Annotated in this window: 17 protein-coding genes; 8 read left to right on the top strand and 9 right to left on the bottom strand. The window is 70.8% G+C overall.

Annotation, left to right across the window (positions count from 1 at the left end; translation table 11 throughout):
• Nucleotides 1–5: 5 nt before the first annotated feature.
• On the bottom strand, nt 6–2,546 hold the full coding sequence (gene hrpB, locus WCE37_RS06885; RefSeq protein WP_343278703.1) for an ATP-dependent helicase HrpB: 2,541 nt from the start codon (nt 2,544–2,546) through the stop codon (nt 6–8).
• Nucleotides 2,547–2,732: 186 nt separating this feature from the next.
• Between hrpB and WCE37_RS06880 the strand changes: the two genes are divergently transcribed.
• Nucleotides 2,733–3,548: a TatD family hydrolase gene (locus WCE37_RS06880; RefSeq protein WP_343278701.1), complete on the top strand. Its 816-nt coding sequence runs from the start codon at nt 2,733–2,735 to the stop codon at nt 3,546–3,548.
• 80 nt (nt 3,549–3,628) lie between these two features.
• Here WCE37_RS06880 and WCE37_RS06875 read toward each other — a convergent pair whose 3' ends face one another.
• From WCE37_RS06875 to WCE37_RS06865, 3 genes are read right to left on the bottom strand one after another with little or no spacing between them, the layout of a single operon-like run.
• Nucleotides 3,629–5,203 (bottom strand): OmpA family protein, encoded by a 1,575-nt coding sequence (locus WCE37_RS06875; RefSeq protein WP_343278699.1) that lies wholly within the window; start codon nt 5,201–5,203, stop codon nt 3,629–3,631.
• A gap of 51 nt (nt 5,204–5,254) precedes the next feature.
• Nucleotides 5,255–6,076, bottom strand: a complete 822-nt coding sequence (locus WCE37_RS06870) for an ABC transporter permease (RefSeq protein ID WP_343254560.1) — start codon at nt 6,074–6,076, stop codon at nt 5,255–5,257.
• On the bottom strand, nt 6,073–7,035 hold the full coding sequence (locus WCE37_RS06865) for an ABC transporter ATP-binding protein (protein ID WP_343278698.1): 963 nt from the start codon (nt 7,033–7,035) through the stop codon (nt 6,073–6,075). Before WCE37_RS06865 ends, WCE37_RS06870 begins: the two co-directional genes overlap by 4 nt.
• Before the next feature lie 123 nt (nt 7,036–7,158).
• Here WCE37_RS06865 and WCE37_RS06860 point away from each other — a divergent pair, with 123 nt between their 5' ends.
• From WCE37_RS06860 to WCE37_RS06835, 6 genes are all read left to right on the top strand, one after another.
• On the top strand, nt 7,159–7,881 hold the full coding sequence (locus WCE37_RS06860) for a ferredoxin--NADP reductase (RefSeq protein ID WP_343279164.1): 723 nt from the start codon (nt 7,159–7,161) through the stop codon (nt 7,879–7,881).
• Between the two features lie 88 nt (nt 7,882–7,969).
• Nucleotides 7,970–8,362: a hypothetical protein gene (locus WCE37_RS06855; RefSeq protein ID WP_343278697.1), complete on the top strand. Its 393-nt coding sequence runs from the start codon at nt 7,970–7,972 to the stop codon at nt 8,360–8,362.
• Nucleotides 8,359–8,559 carry a helix-turn-helix transcriptional regulator gene (locus WCE37_RS06850; RefSeq protein ID WP_343278696.1) on the top strand — a complete coding sequence of 67 codons (201 nt, stop codon included), beginning with the start codon at nt 8,359–8,361 and terminating at the stop codon, nt 8,557–8,559. The genes WCE37_RS06855 and WCE37_RS06850 overlap by 4 nt, the downstream gene beginning before the upstream one ends.
• Nucleotides 8,556–10,058 carry an alpha/beta hydrolase gene (locus WCE37_RS06845; RefSeq protein ID WP_343278695.1) on the top strand — a complete coding sequence of 501 codons (1,503 nt, stop codon included), beginning with the start codon at nt 8,556–8,558 and terminating at the stop codon, nt 10,056–10,058. The genes WCE37_RS06850 and WCE37_RS06845 overlap by 4 nt, the downstream gene beginning before the upstream one ends.
• Before the next feature lies 1 nt (nt 10,059).
• Nucleotides 10,060–10,806, top strand: coding sequence for an ATP-binding cassette domain-containing protein (locus WCE37_RS06840; RefSeq protein WP_343278694.1), 747 nt, complete (start codon nt 10,060–10,062; stop codon nt 10,804–10,806).
• Complete coding sequence (locus WCE37_RS06835; protein WP_343278693.1) at nt 10,803–11,984, top strand: ABC transporter permease; 1,182 nt, start codon at nt 10,803–10,805, stop codon at nt 11,982–11,984. Before WCE37_RS06840 ends, WCE37_RS06835 begins: the two co-directional genes overlap by 4 nt.
• A gap of 78 nt (nt 11,985–12,062) precedes the next feature.
• On the opposite strand, the gene WCE37_RS06830 is transcribed toward WCE37_RS06835, so the two are convergent.
• The 5 genes from WCE37_RS06830 to rpmH form a co-directional block, all read right to left on the bottom strand.
• A complete protein-coding gene (locus tag WCE37_RS06830) occupies nt 12,063–13,115 on the bottom strand; it encodes an energy transducer TonB (RefSeq protein ID WP_343278692.1) in 1,053 nt (350 codons plus the stop codon).
• A 106-nt stretch (nt 13,116–13,221) separates the two neighbouring features.
• A complete protein-coding gene (mnmE, locus tag WCE37_RS06825; RefSeq protein ID WP_343278691.1) occupies nt 13,222–14,601 on the bottom strand; it encodes a tRNA uridine-5-carboxymethylaminomethyl(34) synthesis GTPase MnmE in 1,380 nt (459 codons plus the stop codon).
• Between the two features lie 36 nt (nt 14,602–14,637).
• Nucleotides 14,638–16,410, bottom strand: a complete 1,773-nt coding sequence (yidC, locus tag WCE37_RS06820) for a membrane protein insertase YidC (RefSeq protein WP_343278690.1) — start codon at nt 16,408–16,410, stop codon at nt 14,638–14,640.
• A gap of 13 nt (nt 16,411–16,423) precedes the next feature.
• Nucleotides 16,424–16,885 carry a ribonuclease P protein component gene (gene rnpA, locus WCE37_RS06815; protein ID WP_343278689.1) on the bottom strand — a complete coding sequence of 154 codons (462 nt, stop codon included), beginning with the start codon at nt 16,883–16,885 and terminating at the stop codon, nt 16,424–16,426.
• A 49-nt stretch (nt 16,886–16,934) separates the two neighbouring features.
• Nucleotides 16,935–17,075: a 50S ribosomal protein L34 gene (gene rpmH / locus WCE37_RS06810; RefSeq protein WP_343254571.1), complete on the bottom strand. Its 141-nt coding sequence runs from the start codon at nt 17,073–17,075 to the stop codon at nt 16,935–16,937.
• Nucleotides 17,076–17,294: 219 nt separating this feature from the next.
• Between rpmH and dnaA the strand changes: the two genes are divergently transcribed.
• Nucleotides 17,295–18,629: a chromosomal replication initiator protein DnaA gene (gene dnaA, locus WCE37_RS06805; protein WP_343254572.1), complete on the top strand. Its 1,335-nt coding sequence runs from the start codon at nt 17,295–17,297 to the stop codon at nt 18,627–18,629.
• Nucleotides 18,630–18,757: the final 128 nt, after the last annotated feature.

Below are 18,757 nucleotides of genomic sequence, written 5' to 3'. Positions count from 1 at the left end.
GCCGTTCAGCCACCGCGCGGTCGCGCACGATGGGTGGGCACGGCGTTCCAGGGATCCTCGGGCCAGGGGTGCCTCGGGTAGCGGCCTTTCATCTCGCGCCGCACCTCCGGCCAGGTCCGGTCCCAGAAGCTGCGCAGGTCGGACGTCACCTGCAGCGGCCGCCCGGCCGGCGACAGCAGGTGCAGCAGCAGCGGCACGCGACCGTCGGCAATGCGCGGCGTGTCCGGCAGGCCGAACAGTTCCTGCAGCTTGACCGCGAGCACCGGCGGCTGCGGCTGGCCGTCGCCATCGACGGCGTAGTCGATGGTCCGGGCCTGGCCCGAAGGCACCGTGATGCGCACCGGAGCCAGCGCGTCGATGCGCTGCTGCAGCGCCCAGCCGACGCGGACGCGGAGCGCGGCGGCAAGCGCTTCGGCGTCGAGAGCGTCGAGTCTCGATTTGCCGGCGAAGGCCGGCAGCAACCAGTCGTCCAGGCTCGCCATCAGCGCGTCATCGGCGAGGTCGGGCAGCTCGAGTTCGGGCATCCAGGCGCGCAGGCCGGCAATGCGCGCGCGCCACTGGCGCAGGCCGTCGCTCCAGGGCAGCGCGTCGAGCCCGAGCGCGCGCACGGCATCGGTCAGCGCCTGCGCGGCCGCGGCGGGATCGACGCGGCCCGCGGGGCGGCTGTCGAGGACGATGCCTGCAAAACGGCGCACGCGTTCGCCCACCAGCGCGCGGCGCCCGGCGTCCCAGCGGGTTTCGTCGCGCTGGCTGAAACGCGCGCCGAAGTCGCGGCGCAGCGCGGCCTCGTCCACCGGTGCGGCGCGAAGCAGCAGGGCGTCACCGCGGGCCTCGTAGCGCAGCTCGCTGGCCACCAGCCAGGGTTCGCCGATCAGCTCGCTGTCCTCCAGCAGGCGCGCCATGCGGCCGTTGGCGAGCTGGTAGCGGCGAAGGTCGCCGGGATGGCGGGCGGCGATGCGGTCGGGGAAGGCGTGCGCAAGCAGGTCGCCGAGCGCGTGTGCGGGCGCGTCGACCACTGGCGGCCCCTCCAGCCGCAGGCGGCGGCGCCACTGGCGCGCGGAGGCGTCGATCGCGGCCAGCGCGGCGCGACTGGCATCGGCCGGGACGCGTCGCTCGCGAAACGCGGCCAGCGCGCGCCAGCGCGCGGCGACGGCGTCGCTGCGCGAACGCAGCGGATCGCGCGACTCGATCAGCGCGGCGAGATCGCATGCGAGCGCGCGCCCACGGGCATCGCCCGTGGCCAGCAGCATCGCCGCCAGGCGCGGATGGGTGCCGAGCGCCAGCATGCGCCGCCCGCGTCCGGTGATCGCCTCGCCATCGAGCGCGTCCAGCGCGCGCAGCAGGTCGCGCGCAGCGGCCAGCGCTCCCGCCGGCGGCGGATCGACGAAGCGCAGCTGGTCGCTGCCCCAGGCCGCCAGTTCCAGCGCCAGGCCAGCCAGCTCGACCTGGGCGATTTCCGGCCGCCGCTGAGGCTCCAGCCGCTGCGATTGCGGCCACAGTCGATACGCCCAGCCCGATGCCACGCGCCCCGCACGTCCCGCGCGCTGGTCGGCGGATGACTGCGCGATGCGGACCACGTCCAGGCGGCTGAAGCCGCTGTTGGGATCGTGCCGTGGCTCGCGCGCCAGGCCGCTGTCGACCACTACGCGCACGCCGGGCAGGGTCACGCTGGACTCGGCGACGTTGGTGGCCAGCACGATGCGCCGGCGACCCTCGGTCCCGGGACGCAGCAGCCGCGATTGCGCCTCGACCGGCAGGTCGCCGTGCAGCGCGAGCACGTCGACCGCCGACCGCGCGCCAACGGTCCCTGCCGGATGCGCAGCGGCATCGCCGAGCGCATCCGCGAGCACCCGGGCCAGCCGCTCGATCTCCCGCCGCCCCGGCAGGAACACCAGCACGTCTCCCGGATGCGTGGCCAGCGCATGCTCGATCGCGCGCCGCGCCTGGTGCTCCAGCGCCTCGTCACGCCGCGCGGGAAAGTGCGCGACGTCCACCGGATGGCTGCGGCCCGCGCTCGACAGCCGCGGCGCATCCAGGAATCCGGCCAGGCGCTCGCCATCGAGCGTCGCCGACATCACCACGATGCGCAGGTCCTCGCGCAGCCCGGCCTGCACGTCCAGCGCCAGCGCAAGCCCCAGGTCGGCGGCGAGATGGCGCTCATGGAACTCGTCGAACAGCAGCGCACCGACGCCATCGAGCATCGGGTCGTCCTGCAGCATGCGGGTGAGGATGCCCTCGGTGACGACCTCGATGCGGGTCGCCGACGAGATCCGGCTTTCGAAGCGGATACGGTAGCCGACGGTCTGACCGACTTCCTCGCCGAGCGATGACGCCATGAAGCCAGCCGCCGCGCGCGCGGCCACCCGGCGCGGCTCCAGCATCAGGATGCGGCGGCCGGCAAGCCAGGGCGCGTCGAGCAGCGCCAACGGCACCCGCGTGGTCTTGCCGGCACCGGGCGGCGCCTCGAGCACCAGCCGCGGACGCAGCAGCAGCGCCTCGCGGATGGCCGGCAGCAGCGCGTCGATGGGAAATGTCGTGTCGTGCACGCGCGAAGAATAGAGCCTTCGGGCCCGGGACGAGGCCCGAAGCCGCGAACCTCCAATCCGTCGAAGCGCGTCGCTGCACGGGGACATGGACAGCGCACATGGCTGTGCGCGGCAGGCGAATCAGCCATGGACGGCTGCTTCGCCGGTCCATGCCCCCGTGCAGCGGCGTGCTCCTACAATGCCCACATGCATCTCATCGACATCGGCGCCAACCTCACCCACGACAGCTTCGACCACGACCGCGACCAGGTCATGGCCCGCGCCCGCGACGCCGGCGTGGTGCAGATGGTGGTCACAGGCGCCAGCCGCGAGCACTCCCCGATGGCACTCGAGCTCGCACGCGCCCATCCCGGCGAGCTGTTCGCCACCGCCGGCGTGCATCCCCACCACGCCAGCGACTACACCGCCGAATGCGACGCCGAAATGCGCGCACTGCACGCGCATCCGCAAGTGGTGGCCGTCGGCGAAACCGGCCTCGACTACTTCCGCGACTTCTCCCCGCGACCCGCGCAGCGCAAGGCCTTCGAGCGCCAGCTCGAAATCGCCGCCGAGCTGTTCGCTTCGGGCCGCAGCAAGCCGCTGTTCCTGCACCAGCGCGACGCGCATGCCGACTTCATCGCGATCATGAAGGGCTTCGAGGGCCGCATCGGTCCCGCCGTGGTGCACTGCTTCACCGGCACCCGCGAAGAATTGTTCGACTGCATCGACCGCGACTGGCACATCGGCATCACCGGCTGGCTCTGCGACGAGCGCCGCGGCAAGCACCTTCGGGAGATCGTCTCCAACATCCCCGCCAACCGGCTGATGGTGGAAACCGACGCGCCCTACCTGCTGCCGCGCACGCTCAGGCCGATGCCCAAGGACCGCCGCAACGAACCGATGTTCCTGCCGCATATCGTCGAAGAGCTTGCGCGCGACCGCGGCGAAGACGTCGCGCTGACCGCGGCAAACGCCACGGCCACCACCCGCGCGTTCTTCCAGCTCCCCGCCCCAGCCCTGTAGGAGCAGCCACAGCTGCGATCCGGCCCACCCCGAAGGGCCAGGGCTTGGCCGGCGACACGCGTTGGCGAGGGGACGGGCGCTTACAGGCGGACGAGTTCCACGCGGCGGTTCTTCGCGCGACCCTCGTCGGTGGCGTTGTCGTCCACGGGCTGCGACTGGCCGTGGCCCTTCGCCTGCAGGCGCGCGTCCTCGATGCCCTGTCCGACCAACGCCGCCACCACGCTTTTCGCGCGCGCCTCGGACAGGCGCTGGTTATGTGCGGCATCGCCGGTGTCGTCGGTGTGGCCGTCGATCGACAGGCGCAGCGAAGGATCGTCGCGCAGCAGCGCAAGCACTTGCTCGACCTGCGGCTGCGAGTCGGGAAGGATGTCGGCCTTGTCGACTGCGAAGTTGACCTGGATCGCGACCCGGCCGTCGGCATCGAGCTGCTGTTTCAGCTCGGACGCCGGCAGCAGCGCAGCGGTCTGCACGAAGCCTTCGCGCTCGGCCACCACCCAGCCGGAGGAGAGATAATCCAGCGCCGCATGCACCCAGACCTGGCGGCCATCGGCAAGGTCGACCCGGTAGACGCGTGATTCGTAGCCGTCCCAGCTGAAACCGGTGGCGTCGCTGTAGAAGCCCTTCAGGTCTCTGCCGTAACGCTCCGACGCCTCCTTGGGGATCCTGCCTTCGAACACCAGGACGCCGCCGGCCTCGGCCATCATCGCTTCCAGGTTGCGGCGCACTTCGTGCATCGAGTTGAAGCGTTCGCGCGTCCTCACGTCCGCGGCGTAGGTCCGGCCCTCCACTTCCTCGAAGCCGCTGCCGGTCCAGAACGGATACATGTCGAAGTCGCGCTGCTTGGGCTCGTTTCCATCGGCATAGCCCGCCGGCAGCGACAGGTAGGGGAACTCGCCGCCCCAGTGCGCGCTGGCCTCGAACGGACGCTCTTCCACCACCACCATCGCAGCGCCGTGGGAATGCGTGGACAGCTGCATCCAGATGTTGCGTTCGGGCTGGCGGATGACGTGCACGCTGGTGGCCGTATCGGCGCCGAGGTTGACGCCTTCGATGAAGCCGCCGCCGATCTCGGTTTCCAGTTGCGGCCCGTAGTAGAGGTCGCGCTGCAGGGGACCCTCGAAGACCTGCTTCGCCCCGGCCTGCGCGAACACCGCTTCAAGGTTGCGGCGCAGTTCGAGCGGGGAGAATTCCTTGTCGCGGCGCTGGTCGCGGGCGACGCCCAGCAGGCTGTTCCAGCTCGCGCCCTCCACCCAGTGGAGGCCGTCGCCGAGCCGGAACGGGAAGCGCGCGTAGCTCCGCTGGTCGGGCGAGTTGACCGGACCGTAGCCGGTGGGCATGGAGAAAAACGGGAGTTCGCCCAGCGACGCGCTGCTCACCGGCACGCTTTCGATATCGAACGGCACCAGCGCGATGGCCTTGCCCTCCTTGTCCACGAGGCCCGGGCCGGGGCGGGCCGCACTGGCGTCGCCAGCATCGCCAGCATCGTCCGCGCCGGGCATCGCCGCCACAGCCGTGGCGTCATCGGCCAGCGGCGTGGCATCGCCGGCGGGTGCTGCAGGTGCGGCAGCGGGATCGCTGCCGGGGTCCGGCGCGGCACCGCAGGCGGACAGAATCATTGCGAGCGCGCACGCGGCGGCCAGGTTCCCTTTGCGCATTCCTCTTGCTCCAGTCAGGGCGGAAGGCGCGAGGTTACAACACGATGTGGCTCAGCTGCGCAGCCCGACGCCGCGCTTCAGCAGCCAGAGCCCCAGCGCACCCAACACCACCACGAAGACCAGCATCAGCGCATACGCCACCCACAGCGGGACGTCGCCCTGCCCGAGCAGGCCGTAGCGGAACGCGTTGACCATGTAGAAGATCGGGTTGGCATAGGTCGCCGCGCGCGCCCACTCGGGCAACAGCTGGATCGAATAGAACACGCCGCCGAGATAGGTCAGCGGGGTGAGGATGAAGATCGGCACGATCGCGACGTCGTCGAACTTCTTCGCGAACACCGCGTTGACGAAGCCGGCCAGCGCGAAGATGGTCGCGCCCAGCAGCACCGTCGACAGCGTCACCCACGGGTGCGGGACGCGCACGGTGGTGAACAGCATCGCGATGCAGAGCACGATCACGCCCACCATCAGCCCGCGCAGCACGGCGCCGGCGACGTAGCCGCCCAGGATCACCCAGGGCGGCATCGGGCTCACCAGCAGCTCCTCGACGTGGCGGCCGAACTTGGCGCCGAAGAACGAGGACGAGATGTTGCCGTAGCTGTTCTGGATCACGCTCATCATCACCAGGCCGGGGACGATGAAATCCATGTAGCTGATGCCGTCCATGGTCCCGATGCGGCTGCCGATCAGGCCGCCGAAGATCAGGAAGTACAGCGTCATGGTGATCGCCGGCGGCACCAGGGTCTGGCTCCAGATGCGCAGGATGCGCATCACCTCGCGGCGGGCGATGGTGCCGAGTGCGACCAGGTCGGCGCGCAGGCCCTCTGGCGTGGCGCGGTCGGCGGCGTCTGTCTTGGCGGGTGCGAGGCTCATGCCGCAGCTCCCGTGCCGGGCGACGCGGCGGTATCGCTGGTCATGCGCACGAACAGTTCCTCGAGGCGGTTGGACTTGTTGCGCATCGAGCGCACGCGGATGCCGGCCTCATCAAGCGTGGCGAACACGCGGTTGAGGTCCATCGAACGCGGCATGTCGATGTCGAGCGTGTGCGCGTCCATCGCCGCCACCCGCGCGCCGTCGATCGCGGGCAGCTCGGCCGGCAGCTCGCCTTCGACATCGAGCAGGAAGCCCTCGACGTCGAGCTTGGACAGCAGCGTGCGCATCGGGCCGGATTCGACGATGCGGCCGTGGTCGATGATCGCGAGGTTGCGGCACAGGTTCTCCGCTTCCTCCAGGTAGTGCGTGGTGAGGATGATGGTGGTGCCGCTGGCGTTGATCTCGCGCAGCGACTGCCACATGCCGCGGCGGATCTCGATGTCGACGCCGGCGGTGGGCTCGTCGAGGATCAAGAGCCGCGGCGAGGTCATCATCGCGCGGGCGATCATCAGCCGCCGCTTCATGCCGCCCGACAGCGTGCGCGCCATCATCTGCGCCTTGGGCGAGAGGTGCGCGCGCTCGAGCTCGACCTTCGCGCGCGCCAGCGCCTCGCGGCGCGGCACGCCGTAGAAGCCGGCGTAGTTGACCAGGATGTCGAGCGGCTGCTCGAACATGTTGAAGTTGAGTTCCTGCGGCACCAGCCCGACCAGGCGCATCGCGCGCGCGCGCTCGGCCTGCTGGTCGACGCCGAACACGCGCACCTCGCCCGAGGTCTTGTTGACCAGCGACGAGATGATGCCGATCAGGGTCGACTTGCCGGCGCCGTTGGGCCCCAGCAGCGCGTAGAAATCACCGGGCGCGACGTCCAGCGAAACCCCCTTCAGGGCTTCGACGCGGTTGTCGTAGGTCTTGCGCAGGTCGCGCACCGACAGGGCGGCGGGCGGGGCGGCGTGACGCATCGTGACTCCTTGGCCGCGGGTGCATGCAGGGGGGCGGTATTATAGGTGCCCTGCGGGTCCCGGCCCGGAAACGGTCCATCCCAAGTGCCCGCACAGTTCCCGCTCAAGCTCGTTTCCCGCCGCATGCTGGCGCCCACCGTGGCCCACCTGGTGCTCGCCCGCGACGACGGCCAGCCGCTGGACTACATTCCCGGACAGTTCGTGCAGGTGCATTTCAGCTACGGCGACGGCACCGCGACCAAGCGCAGCTACTCGCTGGCCACCATCCACGACCACGCGATGGGCCCGGGCGAGTGCGTGGAAATCGCCGTCAGCTACGTCGTCGGCGGCGCCGCCACGTCGCTGTTCGAAAACCTCGAGATCGGCGGCACGGTCCAGGCCAGCGGACCGTTCGGTCGCTTCTGCCTGCAGCCCGCCGACGACAACCGCCGCTACCTGCTGGTCGGCACCGGCACCGGCGTCACTCCCTACCGCGCGATGCTGCCGCTGCTGGCGCAGGCGATGGCCGAGCGCGGCGTCGAGGTGGTGCTGCTGTTCGGCGCCCGCTCGCCGGAAGAGCTGCTGTACGGCGACGAGTTCCGCGCCTTTGCCCAAGCGCACCCGGGCTTCCGCTTCGTGCCCTGCTTCTCGCGCGAACTGCCCGCGCCCGGCAGCGCGCAGGACCATCCCGACGTCCGCCACGGCTACGTGCAGCAGTTCCTGGGCGAGTTCGCGCCGCAGGCCGAAAGTGACATCGCCTACCTGTGCGGCAACCCGGACATGGTCGACGCCTGCTTCGAAGCGCTCAAGCAGCATGGCCTGCCCGTTCCGCGCATCCGGCGCGAGAAGTACGTCAGCAGCAAATAGCGCGGGAGGGGTGTCAAGCATGCTTGACACGGCGCTTCCGGTCGCGGCATCCTCGTGTCAAGCAAACTTGACACGAGGCGCCGCCGCCATGCTCTCCATCCAACGTCGCTACCGCCGCGAGTTCTTTCCCGCCATGGCGGCCTATGTGGTCGTGCTGTTCCTGTCGATGTACGCGCTGCGCGCGGTCGACGCGACCTGGGCACGCGCCATCCTGGCGCTGCTTCCGGCAGTGCCTGTCGTGTTCGTGGCGCGCGCGGTGCTGCGCTTCGTGCGCGACAGCGACGAGATGCAGCGCAGGATCCAGCTCGAGTCCTTCGCCCAGGCATCGTTGGTGCTGACCCTGGGCAGCTTCGCGCTCGGACTGCTGGTGCTGGCCGGGGTGCTGCACGTCAATGCGGGCCTGGCGCTGATCCTCGTCCTGCCGGCGTACTCCTTCCTGCACGGCGTCTTCGCCTGCATCACCACGCGCCGCTACCGGTGAAGAGCCGCGTCCGCGAACTGCGCGAGGCGAACGGCTGGTCACAGGCGCAGCTGGGCGAACGTCTGGACGTCTCAAGACAGACGGTGAACGCGATCGAGACCGGCAAGTACGATCCCAGCCTGCCGCTGGCCTTCCGCATCGCGCGCCTGTTCGGCTCGCCCATTGAATCCATCTTCCACCCCGAGGATCCCGCATGAGTACACGTGGAACCCCCATCGCCGCGCTGCTGGCCGTCGCGCTCGCGGCCGGCTGCACGGCGCAACCCGGCGACACGCCGGCCGACGGCCGCATGCGCCAGGGCGCGATCGGGTTCGAATCCTGCTCGCTGAGCGCGGTTGGCGCCAAGGCGGTCGAGGCGCAGTGCGCCAGCTTCGCCGTGCCTGAGGACCACGACGTCGCCGACGGTCGCCGGATCGAGCTCGCAATCGCCTTCCTCCCGGCCACCGGCCAGGCCGAGCCCGACCCGGTGCTGATGATCGCCGGCGGACCCGGACAGTCGGCGCTGGAGTCGTTTCCGGTGGCGGCGGCCGCCTTCGACGACGTGCGCCGCAGCCGCAACGTGGTCCTGGTGGATGCCCGCGGCACCGGCGGCTCGGCGCCGCTGCACTGCAAGGGCGACGAGGGCGAGAACGCCTTCGGCCCCGGGGAGGACATGTCGCAGGACGCCATGCGCGCCTTCGCCGAGCGCTGCCGCGACGCGCTGTCGCCCGACCACGACCTGCGCCGCTACGCGACCATGGACCACGTGCGCGACCTCGAGGCGGTGCGCGAGGCCCTGGGCGTGCCGCAGCTCAACCTGGTCGGCATCTCCTACGGCACGCGGGTGGCGCAGCAGTACGCCCGGACCTACCCGGCCGCCACGCGCACGGTGCTGCTCGACGGCGTCGCGCCCAACAGCATGGTGCTGGGCCAGGAACACGCGCGGAACCTGGAGCAGGCGCTCGCCACGCAGTTCGAACGCTGCCGCGCCGAACCCGCCTGCGTCGACAACCTGGGCGACCCGTCGGCGCTGCTGCCCGTGGTGCGCTCGGCGCTGGAAGCGGGCGATCTTGCGCCCGTCGACTACCGCGACCCGGTGAGCGGCGAGTGGCTCGAGGAAACCCCGGGCTTCGGCCACCTGGCGGCGCTGCTGCGGATGTTCTCCTACCAGCCCGCCGCCGCGGCGACCCTGCCGCTGTTGCTTCACGACGCGTCGCAGGGCCGCTACGCACCGCTGCTGGCGCAGTCGCGGATGCTGGGCGCGTCGCTGGGCGATGCAATGGCCCACGGCATGCAGCTGTCGGTGATCTGCACCGAGGACGTCGGCGAAATGTCGCTCGATCCCGACGACGCCGGCAGCGTGCTCGGCAATGAAATGGTGTCGATGCTGCAGGCGCAGTGCGCGGCCTGGCCGACTGCGCCGCGCGCGGAGGGCTTTCGCGAGCCGCTCACCGGCGACGTCCCGCTGCTCGCGATCAGCGGCGAGTTCGACCCGGTCACCCCGCCGCGCTACGGCGACGAGGTGGTCGCGCACCTGGCGAACGCACGCCACCTGGTCGCGCCCGGCCAGGGCCACAACGTGCTCGGCGCCGGCTGCATGCCGAAGCTGGTCGCCCAGTTCATCGAGCGCGCCGACGCCGCCGGCATCGACGCCGGCTGCCTCGACCGCCTGGCCCCGGCGCCGCCGTTCGCCGGCTATTACGGATGGGAGCCCTGAGATGATCGAAGTCCAAGACCTGCACAAGACCTTCAAGGCCAAGTCCGGCCCGGTGCACGCGGTGCGCGGCGTCAGCTTCGAGGCCCGCGACGGCGAGATCACCGGCCTGCTGGGCCCCAACGGCGCCGGCAAGACCACCACCCTGCGCATGCTGTACACGCTGATGTCGCCCGAGCGCGGCACGGTCCGCGTGGACGGCCTGGACGCGCAGCGCGATGCCAGCGCCGTGCGCCGCAGCCTGGGCGTGCTGCCCGACGCCCGCGGCGTCTACAAGCGCCTGACCGCGCGCGAGAACATCACCTACTTCGGTCGCCTGTATGGCCTCGACGACGCCACCATCGCCGCGCGCATCGACGAGCTGGCGGTCAGGCTGGGCATGGAGGACTTCCTCGACCGCCGCACCGAGGGCTTTTCGCAGGGCCAGCGCACCAAGACCGCGATCGCGCGCGCCCTGGTGCACTCGCCGCGCAACGTGATCCTGGACGAGCCCACCAACGGCCTGGACGTGATGACCACCCGCGGCCTGCGTGCCTTCCTGCAGGAGCTGCGGGCGCAGGGCCACTGCGTGATCTTCAGCAGCCACATCATGCAGGAGGTGGCCGCGCTGTGCGATCGCATCGTGATCATCGCCCAGGGCGAAGTACGCGCCAAGGGCACCCCCGATGAGCTGCGCGCGCAGTCGGGCGAAGACAACCTCGAAGACGCCTTCGTCAAACTGATCGGCACCGAGGAGGGCCTGTCCGCATGAGCCTGTTCAAGAATACGGTGCTGACCGTCGCCCGCAAGGAGCTGCTGGACCTGTTCCGCGACCGGCGCACGGTCATGCTGGGTCTGCTGATGGGTCCGCTGCTGTTCCCGGTGCTGATCCTGGGCATGGGCTCGATGGCCGAGAAGCGCGCGCGTACCCAGCTGGAATCGGTGCTGGACCTGCCGGTGATCGGCGCCGCGCACGCGCCTAACCTGGTCCGCCACCTGGGCACGCGCGACATCAATGCGATCGACCCGCCGGAGGACGCCGAGCTCGCGCTGCGCAACCAGGACCACGACGTGGTGCTGCGAATCCCCGAGGCCTTCCCCGAGCGCTGGCGCGAGAGCCGGATGGCGACCGTGGAGATCCTCTACGACTCCTCGCGCCAGGATTCGCGGATCCCGGTGGCGCGGGTGCGCGAGGCGCTCGCCCAGTACGGCAACCAGGTCGGTTCGCTGCGCATGGTCAGCCGCGGGATCAGCCCGGAGGCCACGATCGCGGTGATGGTGGCGCAGCGCGACGTGGCCACGCCGGAATCGCGGCGCGGCATGCTGCTCGCCTTCCTGCCCTACCTGCTGATCTTCAGCGCCTTCGTCGGCGGTGCGTACATGGTGATCGACGTCACCGCCGGCGAACGCGAGCGGCAGTCGCTGGAACCGCTGCTGGCCACGCCAAGCTCGCGCAGCGCACTGATGAGCGGCAAGATCCTCGCCGCCTGCGCACTGGGCATGCTCAGCCAGCTGCTGATCCTGGTCGCGCTGGCGGTCAGCATGGCGCTGGCGCCCAAGGCGCTGCAGATGGTCGCGCTGACGCCGCACATGCTGCTGTTGCTGCTGGCCGTGCTGATCCCGATCGTGCTGATCGGCTGCACCCTGCTGACCCTGATCTCGGCCAGCGTGAAGTCGGTGAAGGAAGCTCAGAGCTACATGAGCGTGCTGATGCTGCTGCCGATCATCCCCACCGTGGTGCTGATGGTCAGCCCGGTGAAGGAGCAGCTGTGGCAGTTCACGGTGCCCTTCCTGGCGCAGAACCAGATGGTGCTCAAGCTGGTGCGCAGCGAATCGATCACGCCGATGCAGTGGCTGGTCTACTTCGGCGCCAGCCTCGGCCTGGCCCTGGTGCTGTGGCTGATGGCCGCCCGCCTGTACCACCGCGAGAAGCTGGCGATCTCGGGCTGAGTCCCGGCGGGGCCTGCAGGCAGAACCGAAAAGCCCGGCCATTGGCCGGGCTTTTCCTTGTCGCGATCGGCTGGTGGCTCAGCCGCCGGGATTGAAGGCGATCGTGCGCCGCGTGGTGACCGGTTCGGACACCGGCTCGAAGCGCCAGCGGCGGACCGCGGCCACGGCTTCGCGGTCGAAGACCCGCGGCGGGTCGGCGCGGACCACGCGCGCGTCGCTGACGCTGCCGTCGGCTCCCACCGTGAACTCCACCTGGACCTCGCCCGCCTGCGCGGCACGCAGGGCGTCCGGCGGGTAGCGGGGTGCGGGCGTGCTGAGCGGCCGCAGCGTGGGCGACGCGGCCGCCGGGGCCGGTGTCGTGGCCGCCTGCTGGGCCTGCTGGCGCTGCTCGGCGGCGCGCTGCTCGGCGGCACGCGCCGCGGCCGCGACGCGCTCGGCCTCGGCGCGCTCGGCGGCTTCGGTTTCGGCGCGCTGCTGCTGCGCCAGCTGCTCGCTGGCCTGGCGCTGCTCGTCGGCCTGGGCGCGCTCGCGATCGACTGCAAGCTGGCGCTGGCGTTCGACTTCCTGCTCGGCGCTCAGCGCCTGCTGGGCGATGCGCCGGTCCACGGCTTCTTCAGCCGTGACGATCGTGGCCTGGAGGCGCTGCAGGGCGGGATGGTTGGCGTCGGCGCGTTCGACCAGGGCCGCCAGCCGGCGTGCCTCCTCGAAGTCTTCGCGGTCGCGCGCCTGCTCGGTGGCGATCACCAGCATCGGCATGAGGTCGGTCAGGGCGCTGGCGACCGCGGCATCGCCGGGGGATTTCTCGCGCAGGGCCAGGTAGTACTCCAGCGCGTTGTCGCCGGTCGGCGCGTAGAGGCGGCTTTCGGCATAGGCGGCGCGCCCGCGCTCGCGAAGCTCATCGGCGCCGAGTTCGGCCAGGGCATCGGCCTGGATGGCGGCCTGTTCGGCGGCATCGGCCGCGCTGGCGCCGGCGGCCCCGCTTGTGGCGGTCGCGCTGCTGGCGGCATCGCTGCCGGCGTCGGCCGCGGGCGCGGCGGTGTCATCCTTGCCGCAGGCCGCGATGGCGAGGATGAGGGCCGCGGCAAGGGCCAGCCGGGACAGGCTCCCTCGCGCGGTGGCTTGGTTGTTCACGGACATCTGTTTGTACTCCCCCTGAGTGTGCGGATGCGCACGTATGCCTAGGACGCGACACGCGGGCCTGTTTGTCAACACCCCGGCCCCTCGAGGCGCCCCTGCGCTACTTGCCGACGCAGAAGCGCGAAAATATATGACCCAGCAGTTCATCGGCCCCGACCTGGCCGGTGATGTCGCCCAGCGCGCGGTGCGCGGTGCGCAGTGATTCCGCGGCCAGGTCCAGCGCTTCGCCGGCCAGCTCCAGCGCGGCCCGGTCCAGGTGCGCGGCGGCGCGGCCCAAGGCCTCGACGTGGCGCGCACGCGCGGTGAACTCGCCTTCCCCGGCGGCAGTATCGGCGATGACGGGCTCCCCGCCCACCATCGGCTCGCCCATCACCAGCCGGCGCAGGCGCAGATGCAGCTCGTCCATGCCCTGGCCGGTGGCTGCGGACACGCGCAGTTCGCCGGTGGGCGGCGGCGGGGCGCCCGCCGGCAGCAGGTCGGCCTTGTTGTGCAGCCACAGGATGCGCGGCACGCCGGCAAGCCCGCTGGCGATCGCGTCACGGCCGGCGTCGGGATCACGGGCATCGACCACGGCGATCGCCAGCCCGGCCTGCGCCAGCTCGTCGCGGGCGCGGCGCATGCCTTCGCGCTCGATCGCATCGCCTCCCTCACGCAGGCCGGCGGTGTCGACCAGGGTCAATTCGGCGCCGTCGACGTGCACGGTTTCGCGCAGCAGGTCGCGGGTGGTGCCGGCGATGTCGGTGACGATCGCCCGCTCGCTGCCCGCGAGCGCGTTGAGCAGCGAGCTCTTGCCGGCGTTGGGCGGGCCCACGATCACCGCGTCCAGGCCGTCGCGCAGGCGGCGGCCGCGCTCGGCAGTGGCCAGCAACGCGGCCAGCCCGGTACGCGCCTGATCCAGGCGGGCAGCCAGTTCGGCGCCGCCCAGGGTGTCGAGCGGCTCGTCGGCAAAGTCGATCGCGGCCTCGGCGTGGACGCGGATCGCCACCAGGGCCTCGGCAAGGGCCTCGACCCGGCGCGAGAACTCGCCGTCCAGCGAACGCCGCGCGGCGCGCGCCGCGGTCAGGTCGCCGGCGGCGACCAGATCGGCCACGGCCTCGGCCTGGGCCAGGTCGAGCCGACCATTGAGGAAGGCTCGCTCGGTGAATTCGCCCGGCCGCGCCATGCGCGCACCCAGCGCGCAGCAGCGTGCGACCACGGCCTGCAGCAGCACCGGATTGCCGTGGCCCTGCAGCTCCGCCACGTCCTCACCGGTGTAGCTGGCGGGGCCGGCGAACAGCAGCACGATGCCGTCATCGATGGTTTCACCCGCGGCGTCGACGAAGCGGGCGTACTGCGCATGCCTGGGCCTGGGCGCGCGGCCGCCGCAGACCGCGCGCGCGATCTCCGCCGCAGCCGGCCCCGACAGGCGCACGATGCCGACGCCGCCGCTACCGGCGGCGGTGGCAACGGCAACGATGGTGTCGGTCACGGCCTGGCTCATTCCTGCATGCCGGGCGGACGATGCCGCCCTGGGCCGTCAGTCGCCGGCGAGCGCCTTGGCGGGCTTGTCGCCTGCGTCGGGCTTGCCGGAATCAGGCTTGTCCGCGTACTTGCGGATCAGCCACCACTGCTGCAGCAGGCCCAGCGAGCCGTTGGTCACCCAGTACAGCACCAGGCCGGACGGGAAGAAGACCATGAACACGCCAAAGGCCAGCGGCATCAGCTGCATCATCTTCTGCTGCATCGGGTCCATGCCGACCATTGGCGCGAGCTTCTGCGTCGACCACATCACGATGATGTTGAGCACCGGCAGGATGAAGTAGGGATCACGCGCGGTCAGGTCCTGGATCCAGCCGATCCACGGCGCGTGGCGCAGCTCGACCGACTCCAGCAGCACCCAGTACAGGGCCAGCCAGATCGGCATCTGCAGCAGCACCGGCAGGCAGCCGCCGACGGGATTGATCTTCTCCTTCTTGTACAGCTCCATCATGGCGACCTGGAACTTCTGCTTGTCCTCGCCGTAGCGCTCCTTGAGCTGGGCGATGCGCGGCTGGAACTTGCGCATCTTCGCCATCGACTGGTACTGGGCCTTCGACAGCGGGTACAGCACGGCCTTCACCACCAGCACCAGGCCGATGATCGACCAGCCCCAGTTCTGCACCAGGCTGTGGATCTTGTTGAGGATCCAGAACAGGCCCTCGCCCAGGAAGGCGAAGAAGGCAAAGCGGCTGTAGTCGACCGCGCGGTCGAGGCCGGGCACCTGCTGGGCCTTGATCGGGCCGACCAGCTTGGGGCCGACCCACAGGCGCGCGCTGGTGCTGGCCTGGTCGCCCGGCGCCACCGCCAGGCCGGGACCGACCTCGCGGATGAGGTACTGCGGCGCGCCGCCGGCACCGGTGGTGGCCTGCAGCGACACCGTGACCTCGTCGTTGGCACCGGGGATCCAGGCGCTGAAGAAGTGGTGCTGGAGCATGGCCAGCCAGCCGCCGGACTGGCGCGCGTTGACCGGGCCCTCGTCGGCGAAATCGGCATAGCGCACGCGCTGGTAGCCCTCGCCCGGGCTGAACCAGGTGGCGCCGTAGAGGCTGAAGGACTCGGGGTTGGTCCAGCCGGTCTTGAGCACCTGCGGCAGGCGGATCAGCTGGCGGTAGACATGGCCCTGCCAGAGCGCATCGCCCTTGTTGTAGACCGTGTCGCGCACTTCGATGGCGTAGCTGCCGCGGGTCAGGACATAGCTGCGACGGATGCTGACGCCGTCGGGGCCGTGCCAGACGAAGGGCACTTCGAGGGTGTCGGCGTCCGCGGCAAGCACGTAGCGGGTGCCCGCCGATTCCGGCACGAAACCGGCCTCGTGGGTGGGCGCGGCGCTGCCCTGGCTGACCCAGCCGCTCTGCGCGGCATAGAAGGTGGCGGGGCTGTTGTCGAACAGGCGCACGGGCGGGCTGTCCTCGTCGCGCGTCTGCGGGAACCGCAGCAGGTCGGCGCGGGCGACCACGCCGCCGTCCAGGGTGAGGTCGAGGACATCGGTGCGGACGTCGACCTGGCCGGCGCTGGTCGGCGCCGGAGCGGCGGAGACCCCGGGGACCGGCGCGGCCTGCGGCGCCGCGGGCACGGCGCCGGGCACGTTCGAAGTCGCGCCGTCGGTGACCACCGGGACACCGGGGACCGTGGCGGCGGAGTCGACCGCCGCGGTGCCGGTGGCTGCGCCCTCCACGGCGACGGGCGCGCGCTGCTCCTTGCCCCACTCCATCCACAACAGGGTCGCCACCATCAGCAGGGCGAAGATCAGGAAGGTGCGGGTCTGGTTCATGGGGCAGGAAGGCTCATTCGCCGGCGGGACGCGGCGTGGGGTCGGGAAGGTCCGCGGCAGGCGCGGGAATGGCGGAGGTCGCCGCGGGGATCGGCAGCGGCGCCGCGGGCATTGTGCCGCCCGACTCCGGCGCGGGCAACGCGCCGGCACGGCGCAGCGCATCGTGGAACGCCTCGCGGAGGACGGTGCGCGTAGCGCCGGCCGCGGCGGGCCGGGCCACGATCACGAAGGCGGCGTCGGGAAGGCGGGCGCGGAGTGCGCGGAATTCTTCGCGCAGGGCGCGCTTGATCCGGTTGCGTCCGACCGCGCGCCGGTCGACCTTGCGCGACACCGCCAGGCCAAGACGCGCCGGCTGGCCGTCATGGAGCAGGTGCAGGGCAAGGATCGGTGTGCCGGTGCGGCGACCATCGCCGAACACACGGTTGAACTCGGCGCGTACGCGCACGCGCGCTTGGCGGGGCAAGCGGCGATTCATGATGTGGCGGAACGCGACGGGCGGCAGGCATTCAGGCCGCCCGGCGACATCAGGCGGTGAGGCGCTTGCGGCCCTTGGCGCGGCGGCGGGCAAGGATCTTGCGGCCGTCGGCGGTCGCCATGCGGGCACGGAAGCCGTGGTCGCGCTTGCGCTTGAGGTTGCTGGGCTGGTAAGTGCGCTTGGTGGACATGGCGGATGCTCGGGCGGGACGCGGCGGAAAGAACCGGAGATTCTATGGCGCAGCGGCACCCCGGGTCAAATCGGGTTTTCGACGGCGCCTCGCGACGCGCGTCCGGCGCGGCGCGCGGGCGGGTACGCGGTGGTAGGCTGGCTGCCCCCTTTCACCTCCCGCCGCTCGTGGCCACGCCACGCCGCGCGGCAGGTCCGCTGTCGGTAGTCGAACCAGAACATGGATGCTTGGCCCCGCTGTCTCGAACGCCTGGAAGCCGAACTCCCGGCCGAGGACGTGCATACCTGGCTGCGGCCGTTGCAGGCCGCGCGCCGCGACGACGCAACCGTGCTGTACGCGCCCAACGCGTTCGTCCGCGACACCGTGCACGAGCGCTACATGCCGCGGATCCGCGAACTGCTGGGTTTCTTCGGCGACGCCGGCGCGGTCTCGCTTGAAATCGGCTCCCTGCCCCGCGCCGCCGAACCCCAGCGCGCGCCGGCCACCGCCGCGGCTACCGCCGCGAGCGCGGCTGCCGGCGCCGCCGCCTTCCACGGCAACCTGGACAGCCACTACACCTTCGACAACTTCGTCGAGGGCCGCAGCAACCAGCTGGGTCGTGCCGCGGCCTGGCAGGCGGCACAGAAGCCCGGCGTGCGCGAACACAACCCGCTGCTGCTTTACGGCGGCACCGGGCTGGGCAAGACCCACCTGATGTTCGCCGCGGGCAACGAGATGCGCCGCAACAATCCCGGCGCGCGCGTGCTGTACATGCGCTCCAACGATTTCTACAGCGCGTTCTTCCGCTCGCTGCAGGAGCGCACGGCCGACCAGTTCAAGCGCCAGTTCCAGACGCTCGACGCGCTGCTGATCGACGACATCCAGTTCTTCGCCGGCAAGGACCGCACCCAGGAGGAGTTCTTCCACACCTTCAATGCGCTGTTCGAGGGCCGCCAGCAGATCATCATGACCTGCGACCGGTTCCCGCGCGAAGTGGAGGGCCTGGAGCCGCGACTGAAGTCGCGCCTGGCCTGGGGCCTGCCGGTGGCGATCGATCCGCCCGACTTCGAAACCCGCGCGGCGATCGTGCTGGCCAAGGCGCGCGAGCGCGGCACCCACGTGCCCGAGGACGTGGCCTTCCTGCTGGCGAAGAAGATGCCCTCGAACGTGCGCGACCTCGAGGGCGCGCTGAACACGCTGTCGGCCCAGGCCAACTTCACCGGGCGGGCGATCACCATCGAGTTCGCGATGGAAACCCTGCGCGACCTGCTGCGCGCGCAGCAGGCGGCGATCAGCATCCCCAATATCCAGAAGACCGTGGCAGACTACTATGGTCTCCAGATCAAGGACATGCTGGGCAAGAAGCGGACGCGTTCGCTGGCCCGCCCCCGCCAGATGGCGATGGCGCTGGCCAAGGAACTCACCGAGCACAGCCTGCCCGAGATCGGGGATGCGTTCTCCGGACGGGACCACACCACCGTGCTGCATGCCTGTCGCCAGATCCGCACCCTGTCGCAGACCGATGGCAAGCTTCGCGAGGACTGGGACAAGCTCATCCGCAAGCTCAACGAATAACCGTCCGGCGGGCTGCCACAGCCCGGTGGACCGGAAGGGGACAAACTGTGGACAACTTTGGAGCCGGAATGAGGACCGAAACTTGTCCACAGCTTGTCCAGCCTCGAAAGACGACATTGTCAACGGGG

This window comes from Luteimonas sp. MJ250 (assembly GCF_039548455.1).
Lineage (GTDB): Bacteria > Pseudomonadota > Gammaproteobacteria > Xanthomonadales > Xanthomonadaceae > Luteimonas.
This window is presented reverse-complemented; position numbering and strand designations above follow the sequence as displayed.